Source organism: Pelorhabdus rhamnosifermentans, from assembly GCF_018835585.1.
Classification (GTDB): Bacteria; Bacillota; Negativicutes; order UMGS1260; family UMGS1260; genus Pelorhabdus; species Pelorhabdus rhamnosifermentans.
In genome coordinates this window covers 48,586-64,015 of record NZ_JAHGVE010000017.1, presented here as the reverse complement: position 1 = coordinate 64,015, position 15,430 = coordinate 48,586, and the positions used below count along the sequence as shown (strand labels likewise).

Below are 15,430 nucleotides of genomic sequence, written 5' to 3'. Positions count from 1 at the left end.
CCATTATCCTGTATAATCTATCAGCGTCTTAGAAATGGCCTTGGCTCCAACCGCAAGGGCTGCTTCATAACTATACTCAGCGGCAGTTTGTTCCGTAGCCGCTGAAGCCGTATCGACATCCTCATTGTCACTCATCAGCGTTTTATACGCTGTATAGGCATCTCCAAGGCTACTTGTTACACTATCCACATAATCCATGCGAGCTCCCAGCGTAGCTTGAGCTGACTCTACTCGATCTGCGTCTGTAGTTAGGTCGGTAAGTAAACCACTTATGCTTAGCGAATTTGTTGTAACAGTCACACTTCCTGACGAATCTACTGAGGCTGTCTTATAGCTGGTATCACCATCTAACGCAAGAAGCAGTTTAGAAAAAGTATCGAACAAATTGTTGCCAGTACCTTCGCCGACCACGTCTTGCCCTTCCGTATTTACAGTCACGTCGCCGTTGTTAAAACCAATGTTGTATTTAATATCCTGGTCTGTACTAGTACTCGCACCAGCTAAGGTATCTGAAGTCGTCTTAGCAGCTACAGCCGCAGCAGATAAAGTAGTCGTACCACCATAAGTCGTAACTGCAGCCGCTAAGGTGTCCGATGTTGTCTTAGCAGCAGTAGCAGCTGCTGCTAACGTAGTGTCGCTGGAAGAGGCAGTAGCCGCTGCTTCAGCCGTATTATAGGCCGCGAGAGCCGTCGCCGCTGCGGCAGATAGAGTAGTCGTACCGCCATAAGTCGTCACTGCCGTTGTTAAGGTATTATAGTCAGTCTTGGCAGAAGCAGCAGCAATAGTCAAATTAGTCGAACCACCATAGGTTGTAACAGCAGCAGCTAAAGTATCTGAAGTTGTCTTAGCAGATGCCGCTTTAGCTGCTAGAACAGTATCTGTTGGGGAGGCAGCTGCTAAGGACTCCGCCGTATTATAAGCCGTCAAAGCCGTCGCTGAAGCCGCAGTTAGGGAATCGTAGACGGAACTGGTATTTGCGGTATAAAAAGATTTAATGGTGTCATCTGACACATCCGATGACACAACGCCGCCCAGACTCAAATAGTCTCCCTTATATGTCACGCTGCTGCCAATCGACGTAGATGTCGACGCATAGGGCGCTTCACTCGTACTGTAGCCGCCAAAAATATAGCGTCCGGAATAAGTCGTGTTCATAATCGAAACAGCCTGCGTCTGCAGGGATTCAATCTGGGTCTTAATACTGGCCTTGTCCGTATCGCTGCACGTGTCACTAGCCGCTTCTGTTGCCAATTCCTTCGCACTTGAAATAACATCACTCAAGTCGCTCAAAGCCGTATCCGTTGCTTTTTGCCAGCCTGTGGCGGCAGAAGCGTTATCCTGGTATTGTGTTATCTGAGAAACATAGCTACGGTATGTTATCGCCTTTGTCGCCACAACGGGATCATCGGAAGCTGACTGAATTTTTTTTTCCGATGACACAGCCGCATTGGCCACTGCTAGTCGATTGGCTGCGGCATTAATATTATTCAAAGTACTTTCCATTGTCATATTATTGGTTATACGCATAAAAAAGCCCCCCTTCTAACTACTTACCACCATGTCGATGGTTTCATCATATATTTTACTCCAAGTGCTGGTAGCAGAAGCCGACGCGGCATAGGCTGCCTGATATTTAGTCAAATTAACTGTCTCTTCGTTACTGGAAACGGCCGATACAGAAGACCGGCTGGTATTGATATAGCTTGTGATCGTGCTCTTGCGGTTGTATTGTGTTGTTGCCGAGGCGCTGTCCGTACCAACAGTGGAGATAATTGCACTAAAAAAACCTGTAGCCGTAGCATTTCCGAAAATGTCAGCACTTGTACTAATACTAATAAGGTCTGCAAGATTTGTACTATTGCTAGTCGCATTGGCTGTTGAGGATGCCGCAATTTTATTTGAATCATTCTGAATGTCTTTTGATACCGTAATATTTGCCGCAGTAATATTTTGGTAGGCTGCGTCGATAGTGCTGGCACTCGCTATCAGATCTGCTGATGATTTGTTATCATAGGAAAAAAAACGAACGTCTGTTGTATTATCAAGCCCATACCCATCGGCATTGCCGCTATAAGTGGTAGTGCCAACAGTAATGCCTTCATTAAAAGCTTTGGCAAAGGTCTGTGCGAATTCATTCAATTGATTGGTATAGTAAGGGATGCCTTTACTATCTGAGGTAGCGCCATCCCGAATCTCAAGATATCCATTGAGAGAACCGGAGTCACCTGTAGTGACATCTTGTCCGGTAGCTTCATCGCGGATTCCATACATGCCATACTCGGCACTGGTCGTGTCTGTTACGGTATAGCATTCTAGTTGTTTGGAATCACTGCCGTCCACTAATACAGAATTTCCAACGGTGATCTTAAGAACGCCATCATCGTTTTTCGTTACATTAACACCAACAAGCGCGGAAAGTTTATCAACAAGTACTCCCTGTTGATCTTTCAATTCATTAGAAGAAGCCCCCGAGGCATTTGCCACCACAATCTGTTTATTCAAGGTGGCAATCTGCGTTGTATAGGAATTAATTTGTGCCACGGTTGTTTTGACATCGTTATTAACATCACTGCGTAACTGAGTTAGTTCTGACGCAGTATCGTTAATCGTTGAGCAGAGTGTATTGGCTTGTTCAAGCACGGTGGCCCGGACACTGGTACTCGTCGGATCAGTAGATAAACTTTCTAAGTCGGTATTGAATGTATTCAGCGCTGTATTAATTGTACTCGTAGTATCATCCGTCGAACTACCGAAAACAGTTTCTAATTGCGACAAGTAAGTGGACTTGGCATCCCATTCATTTGATGCGCTATTTTCCTGCCAATACTTCTGATCAAGGCTGTCACTACGCACTCTATCCACAGAAGTAACATCTACCCCATTACCCACTAAACTACTACTGTAAACCGCAGCCGGGCCAACCGATGTCTGATTCACCAATTGCCTTGAATAACCTGTTGTATCGATATTGCTCATATTATTCGTAGTCGTTGCCAATCCTATCTGAGCGGCATTTAAACCACTACTAGCAATACTAAGTCCCAAAAAAGTTGAAGCCATCTCACTCCCCCCTTATTCTAATCAAATTCACTAATCAATGTGTAAAGCATATTATCGATCGTACTCATAACCTTGGCGCTGGCAGCGTAGGCATTTTGAAATTTGATCATGTTGGACATTTCCTCATCGATGGAAATACTCGAAACAGATTTTCTCTGGGTGTCTACCTGAGTCACCAAAGTTGATTGCGTTGTATAATTACTCGCCGCCGTATCGCCGGCAGTTCCAATCCAATCCGTTATCGCCGCATAAAAGTCGATAATATCAAGCGACGAATTGCTGCTCTTATAGCAAGTAGTATCATCTTCAAGGGCACAAATTTCATTCGCGACAGTATTGTCACCGGAGGCAGCGCTGGAAGCTGCCACGACCTTGCTTGAATCAGCTACAAGCGCAGGGTTAACCTGGATATTAGTGATACTCAGTGGCTGACTGGAATCGATGGCCGTAAAAAAGTCAAGACCTGCATTGCCATCAAGATCGACGCCTGAGGTACTCAGAGAATTAACTTTCGTTGCAAGTGTAGTAATCAAGTCATTGAGACCCTGACGCAGGGTACTGATTGAACTTGTTGCTGTTGTAGTAAAATTATAAGGAAGACTACTTGAGTCGATCGTTGCATAGCCAGTCTGATCGGCATCTTCCATATAAGCCTTGATACTTCCGCTTTGAATACTCGCTTGAGTACCTGAATCGGCCCAATTGACAGTCAACGGATCAGTTATCGTTCCGCTGCCGTCAACAACCAGCGAACGTGCCGTATCGCCATCAACTAGATTTGCTCCATTTAAAGTAACTTTTAGCGTTCCATTGGATTCGGTAGTACTAATATTCGCCAGAGAAGACATCTGATCAAGTAGAACATCCCGCTGATCTCTCAGGTAACTGGCTTCGCCCCCACCCGCCTCTGCCTGGGTAATTTGCTTATCCAAATCCGCAACTTGGCTCGCAAGGTCATTGAGACTGTCTACACCATCTTTAACGCCAGTCACAGCATCTGTCTGCAATTGCTGCAATTCCTTGTCAATATCGGTTAGCGTGGAGATCAAATCAACACCAGCTGCCGTAACGGCTGCACGAGTAGTCTCCGCAGTCGCAGTAGAAGTGGCCGTAGTAATCGCATTCGTTAACGAAGTGGCCGCCGTATTGATCGTTGTCCCCCCATCTGTAGCACTATTATAAGTACTATAAGCGGTAGTAAGAGTCGTATCAGCTAAAGCAGTAACTGCACTATCTAATGTAGTCTTAGTAGAAACGATTGTCTTCGCAACACCACTAGTAAGCGCAGCCGTATAAGCAGAATAAGCAGTACTGACAGCCGTTTTTGCAGTAGAAGTCGTGCCGCTTGTCGCAGTAGTAATTGCACTGGAAAGAGTCGCTAGAGCACTAGACCCATTAGTAATGTCCGCAGATAAAGTGGTAGCAGCCGAATTGATGGCGGTACCCGAACTCGTGTTATAAGTAGTAAGCGCGGCAGTGAGCGTCGAATCGCTTAAAGTAGTAACAGCAGAATCTAACGTAGTTTTAGTAGAAACGATTGTTGCCGCATTCCCACTGGTGAGAGCAGCCTTATAAGCAGAATAAGCAGTGCTGACAGCCGTTTTTGCAGTAGAGGTGGTACCGCTAGTCGCAGTAGTAATCGCAGCCGCAAAAGTAGTTTGAGCAGAAGTACCGGTATTCGAGCTTGAACTCGAACCCGAATCCGTTGATAATGTTTGCCATGCATTAAAAAAATCTTCCAGCTCCGTCTCTACACCGTTACTCGTCGTATCCGTAGTCGAAGTAGAGGTAGTATCATATTCACTCAATATCTTATCCAAGTATTTCAAATTACCACTTTTCACTGACAAATAAGTAGCAGCGGCATTTTGTGTTCGATAAGCACTGTCGAGATATCGATCACGAGCTCGCGTAATGGCCGCCACGCTAACACCATCTCCTGTAGATGTTCCGCCTGACTGGACAGTATCCCGTTCAACACTAGATACTTGCACCTTTGAAGCTCCGGTTGTATCGACATTGGCAAGGTTCGTACTTGCTGTTGCCAACGAGGCCTGATTCACATACATTCCCGAATAAGCGATGTTATAGGTACCGAAAGTCGACCCCATATGCGCGAACCTCCTTTAACAATTGAATTGCATCAATCCACCATACTGATAAGAGACTGTAACATCTGGCTGCCAGTAGAAATCACTTTACTATTCGCCTGATAGGCCCGTTGACTGATCATCATCGAACTAAACTGCGATGCCAAATCGACGTTAGACAGTTCTAGTGCGTACGATGTCATCGTACCTGAACCATTCTCACCAGCAACAACTGTATTATAACTGCCTGAACTGTTACTAGCCGTATAAAAACTATTCCCGGCTTTTTCCAACCCGCTTGCATTCTGGAAAACAGCCAAAGCAATTTGCCCGACGGATCGTGTTAATCCATTCGAGTAGGTAACTGAAATCGTTCCGTCTTTAGCAATTGTATAGCTGCTGTCCGTTGCTGTTCCGGCCACATTCCCATCAGCTGTCGCAGTTAAGCTGCTAGTGGTGCCTGTCGATGTCATCTTGGAAAGATCCATTGTAACAGGAACTGCATTCGTGCCGGCAGTCGTTGATGTCACGGTAAGTACTGGTTTGGAATCAAAAGTAACAGTAGTCCCCGCAGTAACGGTAAAATCCACCGTCCCCGCTGCAAGAGTCGTCGGTGCGGCTAAAGTGACTGTTCCTGACGAAGTTGTAAAAGTAGCAGCGCCCGTAGTTGAAGTGGTTGTATAGGTCTTGCCTGCGGGGTCCGTCAATGTAATATCGTATGTGCCAGTACTTGTAGTAGAAGCTGCCACTTGGACAGTATAATCTCCTGCTGTCAAGCCTGTGCTAACACTCATACTGGAATCAGAATAACCTGTAGTATTAGTAGCAGATGTTATTGCCGCTGTCAGCGGAGTAACAGAAGTAACCATATTACCGTCTGAATCAAAGGCAATATAGCCGCTTGATGGACTAATCGTTGTATCTGTGGCACTGGCTGTCCAATACCAACTCGTTGTTGTATTATCTGTAGCGCACTTTTTTAAATCAACTGTAACCGCAGTTTTATTGCCCTGTTCATCGATAACATTGATTGTGGCTGTTGTATCCGGGGTTGTAATCGTTGTAGTACCGATATTTTTCAGAGTAGCCCCTGTCACCACATCGGCTGAGGTGCTGGCGTTACCCGTAACCGTAGCCGTCGTCGTCGTCGTGGCTGCCATGACCTTTTTATTGTTGGAGTAGTCATCGCTGTAAACATTAATCGGCTCGACAGTGCCCGTAGTAGTATAAACTTTGTTGCCAGACGAATCGAGAGTATATGCCTCCCAACCGCAAACGTCATAACCATTTACATTCAAATTTCCATCATCATCAATACTTAAACTGCCGTTTCTAGTGAACTCATAGTCACCTTTCGTGCCAGTCTGTACAATTAAGTAACCTGCACCAGTAAGAGCTACATCGGTAGAATTACTGGTTGTTGAAGGTGTACCTACCGTCATATCAGTTTCAGTGCTACTAATTTGAGTACCATGTCCAATCTGCTGAGCATTAACACCGCCAGTAGTTGAAGTAGCACCGGAAGCTGCACTAATCGTTTGGCTCAACAAATCACTGAAAGTGACCGTCTGTGATTTATAACCTGTCGTATTCACGTTGGCGATATTATTCGCAATTACATCAAGAGCACTTTGTTCGGTTTTAAGCCCTGTTACTGCGGAAGATAACGCATTCATCATAGCCATATAAAAAAACCTCCTAAATTACTATTTCATCGCTCATTCAGAAATAGAAAATAACCTCCCGTATAGGGTCCGGCTATAAGTAATTATTTTCGATTATGTTCATGTTATGTTGAAGACGTATCACTTGAAGCGCTTGCCACCTTTGTAATAGAAGAAAGATCGACTGTTGTGCCACCAACATTGACATAGGTGTTACTACCGGAAATTGTGACTGACTGCACCGTACCTGTGCCCGTAACTGTAGCACCGGATGTATCGGTAGTTGAATATGTTGCCGTTTTTCCAATGATGTCATAGGCTTCAGAATTATTTAGCGAAGTGTTAATGGTAGACAATGCTGACAAGGAGCTAATTTGAGCCATCTGCGATACATATTCAGTCCCGCTAACAGGATCGTCAGGATCCTGATATTTCAATTCTGTAGCTAATAGTTGAATAAATTCGTCAAAATCCAAACTGCTGGTACTTGTCGTACTCGACGTGCTAGAAGTAGATGATGCCGACGCAGAATTAACGGCTGATGTCGTACTCATTTGTTTTCCTCCCTTTTCTTTCAAATAATTCATTTAATCAAACAAAGTATCGCAAACATATATTTAGTTTTAATTAAGAAAACCAATAAAACAAAAAAAATTCCAAAGTACAGACTTAAGTCACAAATTAACATTTGACTCTGTATATACCTTGGAATTTCTTCTTATTCTATTACGATTCACCGTTCAAAAAGCTAATCAGTTCACTGTTTAAAAAACGATGGTTTTTGCCAAATCATCATACGCCAGCATAAATTGCTGTTCTGAAATTGTTTTATTTATCATATAATCGCTAAAATACTTCCATGAATCTTCTTCATTTAAAACACCGTCTTTTGTCTGAATATGCGAAAAGTTACCTGTTTTGATATGCCTTGATCCGAAGGCACGTAATGATAAAACGTTCACAAATTTCGGGTTGGGGCTCATATTAATTTTTATGGTATGGTAATCATGATTACTATAATGTAATGAAGCTAATGTCTTGGCCGCAATTCTTATCATAAAGTTCAATAGCAGCCGATTGGCAATCGGCCGCTCAAAATGACACCACTGGTGATAGCCACGTCCACTCTTAATACAAACCGTCTCTATACCATATTTTCCAAGATGCTGTTGTAAATAGTCTACGGCAAGCTTCATTTCCGATATTAACTGGGTATTATTCGTTTTAAAGTTATTGTCTAAATTAAAGCAAAGCGTGTTATTTGCCGTTTCATCAAAATAAAGACAGACATTATACTCTTGGTTTACATGTCCTTGCAACAACCTTTCTCGGAGCTGCTCTGAAACATTTAACAACCTGTATTTATGGATAAAATTGTTTTCCATCTGCCCATAATCCAACATCGCATCATTTGCTGTCAATTGATTGATAAAATCAAAACCGTAATTTTTATTTTCTATTTTTATTTTATCCTTACGCATTGTTTGATAAAATGCTTCCAGCAGCTCTACTCTTGTATCCATTGTTTAATCTCCTCAAATCTGGTAAACCCTTTTGCTGTATGGGAAAAAGCCGAATCATGCTTATCCATAATAGGATAATATACCTTAATACCATATCGTTCGCCATGTGTAATATTTAAAATATCATCATCAATTAAATACGGTACATTCCATAATTTGCAAAACACAATTTTATTTAAGGCCATAAATAAATAATCATAAGGAATGTGATTGTCCTGCAGCCACTTTTTAGTACTTTCCCCTGTCAAACGCAAGTTTCGCTTGGTACAAATAACGACCTCCCAGCCATTATCTTTTAACCAATGCATAAACTGTACTCCATCCGATTTAGCTTGTGCCAAACGATAACACTGCTCATGTATACGATAACGAAAATCAGAAAACTTAGTCGTCAAAAAATTACTTTCATCAAAAGCATTGCGTTTTACCATATCAAGATAATGATCAAATTCTTCACGAGACAAACCATATAAATCATTATATTTAAACGTAGAACTCGCTAAGGTATCTGAAAAATTATTTAGCACATTGTCAATGTCAACAGCTATTACTTTCATATGGCGCACCTCATTTTATATTACCTGTCATTAGTTTGTTGCAGCATTTATATTTAGCATTAATTAATCTTCTCCAATAATAATAGCTAATAAAAATTAAGTTATGATTAAATAATCAATCAAACGGCATGCTGTGCTACAGACGGTAACTAAAAAAAAAAACACCTTACGCAAAGCGCAAGGTGTCTTTTGATAAAATTACATCGTTTCTTCGATACTTTTGTTAGATTTCATCAGCTTAGACCATACCTTTGCAGCATCAATGATGATAAAGGTAATGAGAATCATCATAACTGCGCTGGCACCAGCCAATAACAGCTGACCTTTTGGTAAGTAGAATTCAAAGATATTGTAGAAACCAGCAGTCAACGCCGTTACAATCATAAAACAGAGTGGAATAAGTGTAACCCACAAATATCTTGCTTTACCCATACGAATCAATACGGTAGTACCAATGGCTAACGTCAGGCTGGCAAGTAGTTGGTTAGAAAGACCGAATAATGGCCAAATGGAAGCAATAGAACCTCCAAACACTAAGTAACCCCATAAGCAGGAGATTAAAGCGCTGGTGAAGATAATACCAGGAGTCCAATGTGGGTCGCTAAGTGGTTTGTATATCATACCGCCAACTTCTTGTAACAAGTACCGACCAACACGAGTACCCGCATCAATAATCGTTAAGATGAACAAGGCTTCAAACATGATAGCGAAATGGTACAGGAAAGACATAAAACTATCCAGTCCAGGGATTTGGGCAAAAATATGCGCCATACCTACAGCGAGTGATACGGCACCGCCTGGTCGACCAGCGACGTCTTCACCAACCATTTGTGATAAAACCGGAAGTTCATCTATATGCATCCCGAGTTTTGCAAATACTGCCGGAGCACTGTTAATGGCAAAGTAATCAGCAGGAATCAAGCTAGTAGCTGCAATTAGAGCCATAATACCAACAAATGATTCAGCAAGCATTGCCCCAAAACCAATTGGCAAAATTTCACGTTCGTTAGTAAGCATCTTTGGTGTCGTACCTGTGGCAATGATGGAATGGAATCCTGAAATTGCACCGCAGGCAATCGTGATGCAAACGAAAGGCCAAACAGGACCAGGCACAACCGGACCGCCACCACTGACAAACTGAGTGATTGCCGGCATATGGATTTGAGGTTGAACAATGACAATTCCTAATGCCAAAGCACCGATAGTACCAATTTTCATGTACGTGCTCAAATAATCACGTGGCGCTAACAGCAACCATACAGGAAGTGCTGCAGCGATAAAACCATATAAAGGAAGAATAATATCTAATTGTGTACGACTGAGGGTAAAAAATGGTGCCCAAGAAGAACCCTGAACCCAAGCTCCGCCAAATACAGCAGCGATAATCAGAACAACACCTACGAAAGATGCTTCACCAATATGACCAGGACGTAAATAGCGCATGTAGACGCCAATAAAGAGTGCAATTGGAATGGTTGCACCCACAGTGAATGCACCCCAAGGACTGTTAAACAATGCATTTGCCACGGCAATTGCCATCCCGGCCATAGTAATAACCAAAATGAAAATAACAGCAATAGCAGCAGCTAGACCGGCAGATTTGCCGATTTCATCTTTCGCAATTTCTGCGATGGATAAACCATCATGTCGAATCGAGGCAAAAAGGATAACCATATCGTGGACTGCCCCGCCGATACAGGCACCGACAAGCAACCAGATCGTTCCAGGCAAATAACCAAACTGTGCTGCAAGTACCGGACCAACAAGTGGACCTGCTCCAGCAATGGCGGCAAAATGATGTCCGAAAGTTACCCATTTATTCGTGGGTACATAATCATGGCCGTCTTCATGTACAACGGCTGGAGTCGGACGATTGGGATCAAGAGCTAAAACTTTTGCTGCCATAAAGGCGCCATAATAACGATAACAAATCGTTAGCACCAAAGCCGCAATAATCACAAGATAAAGACCATTCATAAAGCTTCCCTCCATATTTACTGAATTTTATTAATTAAGTATATTTTAACTATAAAACAAAAAATTCAATTAATAAATACAATCTATATGAATGGTCTAAAATGAGGTTTGAACAGAAATTATCCGGAATGAATAGAAATGAGTTTACTTTAATCCTAAAATGAGTTTAATATCTTTGATTTGACTTTTGCTAACGGGTATTTCTACATCTGAACATTGTTCCATTTTTAGCCAATAGGTTCCCTTGAACCACGGCACCACTTCTTGTACTTTGTCCATATTAGCAATATAACTTTTGTGAACGCGCAACATATTCGTACTGCTAACACGCTCCTCCAGCTCGCACAGAGTTCCACTATAGTTTAGTTCTTCCTCAGCAGTCACAATAATGACATTACCGGCATTCGCATAAGCATAAATAATATCACTATAATTTAGCAAAATAATTTTACCGCCCTTTTCTACAGGCAATTTTTGAACTTTAATTTTTGTAACATCAAGAACCGTGTCGATACGCCCCGCAGCAACCCGCCATTCTTCGGCTTGATAATTTTCCAGACGCATGACAGTTTGGGTAATACGCTCTTGGTCAAATGGCTTTAAGATATAATCAACTGCACCAATTTCAAAAGCCTTTATCGCATATTCATCATAGGCAGTGGCAAAGACAATCATAAAATGGGGTTCAATTTTTCTTAAAATTGCTGCAGCTTCCAATCCATCAATATCCCGCATGTTAATATCTAAAAAAATAACATCCGGTTTTAATTTAGTTGCCAGTTTAATGGCCTCAGCGGCATTATCTGCCTCACCGACAATTTTGATTTCCGATCTAAAAGACAATAGATAGCGCAATTCATCCCGAGACGGTACTTCATCATCAACAATCAAGCTTCTGAGCATAAACATCACCTTCATTTGCAGTTATTTTAGGCAAGGTAATGGTAATCGCAGTACCATGGCCAACCGTACTATCAATGGTCAGCCCATAGGAACCGCCATATTGACCATGCAATCGTTCATGAACATTCATAAGTCCGATATGTTCTGTAGAAAGAGCATGGTGAAGAGGATTAAGCTTCCGCAGATCCATTCCTACGCCATCATCAGTAATGGTGATGATAATATCATTTATTTTATTTTGAATAGCAATAGTAATGGTTCCGCCGTCTACCTTCGGTTTAAGTCCATGTGTAATCGCATTTTCAATAATTGGCTGTATCGTCAGTGACGGCACTAAATAAACCTCAGTTACAGGATCAATTTTTTCTTCAATGTGTAACTTGTTCCCGTAACGAGCTGCTGCAATAGATAAATAGGCACGAACCTGCGTTAGTTCCTCGGCAATAGTAATATTACGACCCGCTTTTTGTAAGGTAAAACGAAAAATCGCACTGAGTTTCAACAATAAATTACGTGCCAAATCCGGTTTAGTTCGCACTAAAGATGTAATCGTATTTAACGTATTGAACAAAAAGTGTGGATTGATCTGGGCCTGCAAAGCCTTTAACTCAGCATGCGCTGCTAATTTTGCCTGGTAGTCGATTTGTGCTAACTCTAGTTGAATAGAAAATAATTGCGCAAGCCCGTTGGCAAATACCACATCAGATTGATTCAGCAAATTTTTATTTGTATAATAGAGTTTAAAAGTTCCAATAACCTGCTCACCACATTTAAGTGGCACAACAATAGCACTTGTCAGCCGACAATGTGGAAAAGGGCAGCCAATTTCGGCTTGACTTTTGGCAATATAAATATCACCGCTTTGCAAAGCATGGTTTGTAGCAAGGGTAAGTCCGTGGCGATACGATAAATGATGCTCCGCTTCGGCACCGATAAATGCCAAAACCTGTTCCGTATCTGTGACAGCTATAGCATGATAGCTCCCATTGGCATAGATAATTTCTGCCGCAGCCTTCGCGGAAGCCTTATCGAGACCCTTCCTAAAATACGGCAGAGTTTGAGCCGCAACAGCCAAGGCTTTCTGCGATTGCGCGGCACCCGCTTGCTGTTGTACATCCATGGTCATTTTGATAATGAGCATAAAAATCGTAAGCCCAATTGAATTAGCCACGATCATCGGCAAAGCAATATGCTGAACTAATGTGAATGCCATATCGAAAGGGCGGGCTGTAAGTAAGATAATTGCCATCTGCATCATCTCACCCACAACACCACTAATCAAGGCAATCCACCAGGGCATCGGATTATGCGGACAACGCTGCTTTACCCAGCCCGCAAATAGCCCTTCAACAACATTCGACAAAGCACAAGAGAACGCCGAAAATCCGCCAAATAACAGATAACGATGCCCCCCCGCAATCAAACCAGCCGCTGTACCCATGACTGGACCGCCAAGCAGTCCGGCCGCCATCACCCCCACGACACGAGAATTGGCAAGCGCATCATCCACAGGAATACCAGCATAGGTACCGACGATACCAATACAACCAAAAATGATAGAAAGCTTTACTTTATCAAGCAATGTTATATAACGATAATTAATACGGCGAAAGATAGTTGTCTGCGATAAAATAAAAGCTAACGTTGCCGCAATACTCATGCGTTCAACCATTTCAAGCAACAAAGTTTCTCCCATAACTACACCTCTAATACCAAACTGATTAAACAGTTGGCCGCCACGTTTCCATTTCAACAGGAGGATATTTTGCTATCCATTGCATAAATTACTCCTTGTCACGCACTCCGCCACTAAGAACAGCCTTATAGACATCTATCCTCCTGTCCTGATACCATTCGCTAAATCATGACTTTCCTTCTTCAACTCTAACTTTTTTTACCTGTCATAATGAACAAAGAATAGTCTACATTTACTTCTTCAATCATTTTTTTGTCATAATAAAAAGTTTGTGACGCTATTGCCTCAAATCCAATCTTTTCAAGAAGTACTTGTAGTTTTATTTGATCAAATCCATTATATCCATTAAAATCTTCCTCTGCCTTATGGAAACTCCCATCATCCTCATTTAGCTCAACAATACACAAAGACCCCTCTTGTTTTAATAACCGATATAAGCTTGTCAAAGTTATTCCAATATCTACAATATGATGCAATGCCATAGATGTATAAATCAAGTCATATCGAGGTATAATCCGATTCTCATTAATATTGTGTTGATAAGCTACCATATTATTTACTTTATTCTGCTGAATTTTTGAATTTAATGTGTCAATCATGCCTTGCGATGTATCCATACAGGTTATAGCCTTGAGCTTGTCATAAAGATTAAAACTAACCAGGCCCGTCCCACAGCCAAACTCTAAAGCATTATCATACTTTTTAAGATTAACAGTATGTGCTATCTGCTCTGCAATGACTTTGGCCCTTTTTGTTCTTCTTTCATCATCCCAGCTTATGGACTGAATATCAAAATCCATTATTCCACCTCCTCTTTAATCATTTCCCATAGAAATACAAAGCTCCTGCCAAATAATAAAATTGGCAGAAATTTCTTTATCTTAGACATTAACAGTGATATTGAATCTTCCCGCTTGCCAATTACCCACTAATTAACACAAAAGTTTTGTTCTTCCATAAAATCGATTAATTCTTTATTAAACTTTTCACGTTCATCATAAAACAATCCATGCCCACTGTATCTAAACGGGATAAGTTTAGAACTTTTTATCCCTTGGTTTTGAATTTCACCTAACTGGAAATGAACAACCTGATCGTGAATTCCGTGAAGTATTAGGGTAGGAACGTGTATTTCTGCCAAATCATCAAATAAGCGTGTTTCATCTAGCCACTGTTTGGCGATTGCCGCTGTTGACCAACCTGCTGCTTCCAATCCTAGTTGGAAAAACCAATCGGAGAATGGTTGAGATACATGTTGAAAGAAAAACATATTGCCAAATCCCTGTAACATGCTAGGACGATCTTGGTATGTTTCCTTAACAATCTTAAGCACAGCTTCTCTCTGTAAACCATAAGGAAAATTAGGACGTTGGATAAGACTCGGCGCTGCTGCAGCAAAAAGAGCGAGTTTGGCTACACCATATTCATGATGGCGAGCCATATATCGAATGGCAATTGCTCCACCCGTCGAGTGCCCCGCAAGTGTTATATCCTGCAATTTAAGTGCCTCAATAATACAACGAATGTCATCTGCTAGTCTGTCATAGGAATAACCTTTTACAGGTTTATCCGACTTACCAAACCCCCTAGTATCGACTCCTATACAGCGATAGCCGTTATAAGACAGCTCAGAAAATTGATATTCAAACATTTTATGGTTTGCAGGCCAACCATGAATAAAAAAAATAGTCTCGCGCCCCTCCGGATTAAGGTCTTCAACATATATTTTTACATCTTTCTCCACTCTAATATAATAGCCCACGCACTGATCCCTCCACTTATGAGATGCTCTTATTAGTATTTTATTCATTTTGACATAGGAGTGTACATAAAATATAACTGACTTCGGCTTAACTATTAATCGCCACAAGAAAAGGTCCACAAGAAATTCTCGTTTGAATTTCTTGTGGACCTTTTTTACGTTTCCCGTTTTAGCAATTGCCGCTATAAGTGGCTTTGG

At 41.8% G+C, this 15,430-nt stretch carries 12 protein-coding genes; all 12 read right to left on the bottom strand.

Features of this window, described 5'->3' with window-relative positions:
• Positions 1-3 precede the first annotated feature (3 nt).
• The 12 genes from flgL to Ga0466249_RS17820 all read right to left on the bottom strand — a co-directional run bounded on the left by flgL (position 4) and on the right by Ga0466249_RS17820 (position 15,232).
• The gene (gene flgL / locus Ga0466249_RS17875) at positions 4-1,527 is read right to left on the bottom strand and encodes a flagellar hook-associated protein FlgL (RefSeq protein WP_215830837.1); all 1,524 of its coding nucleotides are present in this window, start codon (positions 1,525-1,527) and stop codon (positions 4-6) included.
• Positions 1,528-1,542: 15 nt separating this feature from the next.
• Complete coding sequence (gene flgK, locus Ga0466249_RS17870; protein ID WP_215830836.1) at positions 1,543-3,060, bottom strand: flagellar hook-associated protein FlgK; 1,518 nt, start codon at positions 3,058-3,060, stop codon at positions 1,543-1,545.
• 17 nt (positions 3,061-3,077) lie between these two features.
• On the bottom strand, positions 3,078-5,171 hold the full coding sequence (gene flgK / locus Ga0466249_RS17865) for a flagellar hook-associated protein FlgK (RefSeq protein ID WP_215830835.1): 2,094 nt from the start codon (positions 5,169-5,171) through the stop codon (positions 3,078-3,080).
• A gap of 32 nt (positions 5,172-5,203) precedes the next feature.
• On the bottom strand, positions 5,204-6,835 hold the full coding sequence (locus Ga0466249_RS17860; protein ID WP_215830834.1) for a flagellar hook-basal body complex protein: 1,632 nt from the start codon (positions 6,833-6,835) through the stop codon (positions 5,204-5,206).
• Positions 6,836-6,939: 104 nt separating this feature from the next.
• On the bottom strand, positions 6,940-7,368 hold the full coding sequence (locus Ga0466249_RS17855; protein WP_215830833.1) for a flagellar hook capping FlgD N-terminal domain-containing protein: 429 nt from the start codon (positions 7,366-7,368) through the stop codon (positions 6,940-6,942).
• Between the two features lie 210 nt (positions 7,369-7,578).
• Positions 7,579-8,337, bottom strand: coding sequence for a hypothetical protein (locus Ga0466249_RS17850; protein WP_215830832.1), 759 nt, complete (start codon positions 8,335-8,337; stop codon positions 7,579-7,581).
• The gene (locus Ga0466249_RS17845; RefSeq protein ID WP_215830831.1) at positions 8,322-8,894 is read right to left on the bottom strand and encodes an HAD family hydrolase; all 573 of its coding nucleotides are present in this window, start codon (positions 8,892-8,894) and stop codon (positions 8,322-8,324) included. Before Ga0466249_RS17845 ends, Ga0466249_RS17850 begins: the two co-directional genes overlap by 16 nt.
• Before the next feature lie 198 nt (positions 8,895-9,092).
• Positions 9,093-10,871, bottom strand: coding sequence for a carbon starvation CstA family protein (locus Ga0466249_RS17840; RefSeq protein WP_215830830.1), 1,779 nt, complete (start codon positions 10,869-10,871; stop codon positions 9,093-9,095).
• Positions 10,872-11,015: 144 nt separating this feature from the next.
• A complete protein-coding gene (locus Ga0466249_RS17835; RefSeq protein WP_215830829.1) occupies positions 11,016-11,774 on the bottom strand; it encodes a LytR/AlgR family response regulator transcription factor in 759 nt (252 codons plus the stop codon).
• Positions 11,752-13,470 carry a LytS/YhcK type 5TM receptor domain-containing protein gene (locus Ga0466249_RS17830; protein WP_215830828.1) on the bottom strand — a complete coding sequence of 573 codons (1,719 nt, stop codon included), beginning with the start codon at positions 13,468-13,470 and terminating at the stop codon, positions 11,752-11,754. Before Ga0466249_RS17830 ends, Ga0466249_RS17835 begins: the two co-directional genes overlap by 23 nt.
• Before the next feature lie 188 nt (positions 13,471-13,658).
• On the bottom strand, positions 13,659-14,270 hold the full coding sequence (locus tag Ga0466249_RS17825) for a class I SAM-dependent methyltransferase (protein ID WP_215830827.1): 612 nt from the start codon (positions 14,268-14,270) through the stop codon (positions 13,659-13,661).
• A 128-nt stretch (positions 14,271-14,398) separates the two neighbouring features.
• Positions 14,399-15,232: an alpha/beta fold hydrolase gene (locus Ga0466249_RS17820; protein WP_215830826.1), complete on the bottom strand. Its 834-nt coding sequence runs from the start codon at positions 15,230-15,232 to the stop codon at positions 14,399-14,401.
• Positions 15,233-15,430: the final 198 nt, after the last annotated feature.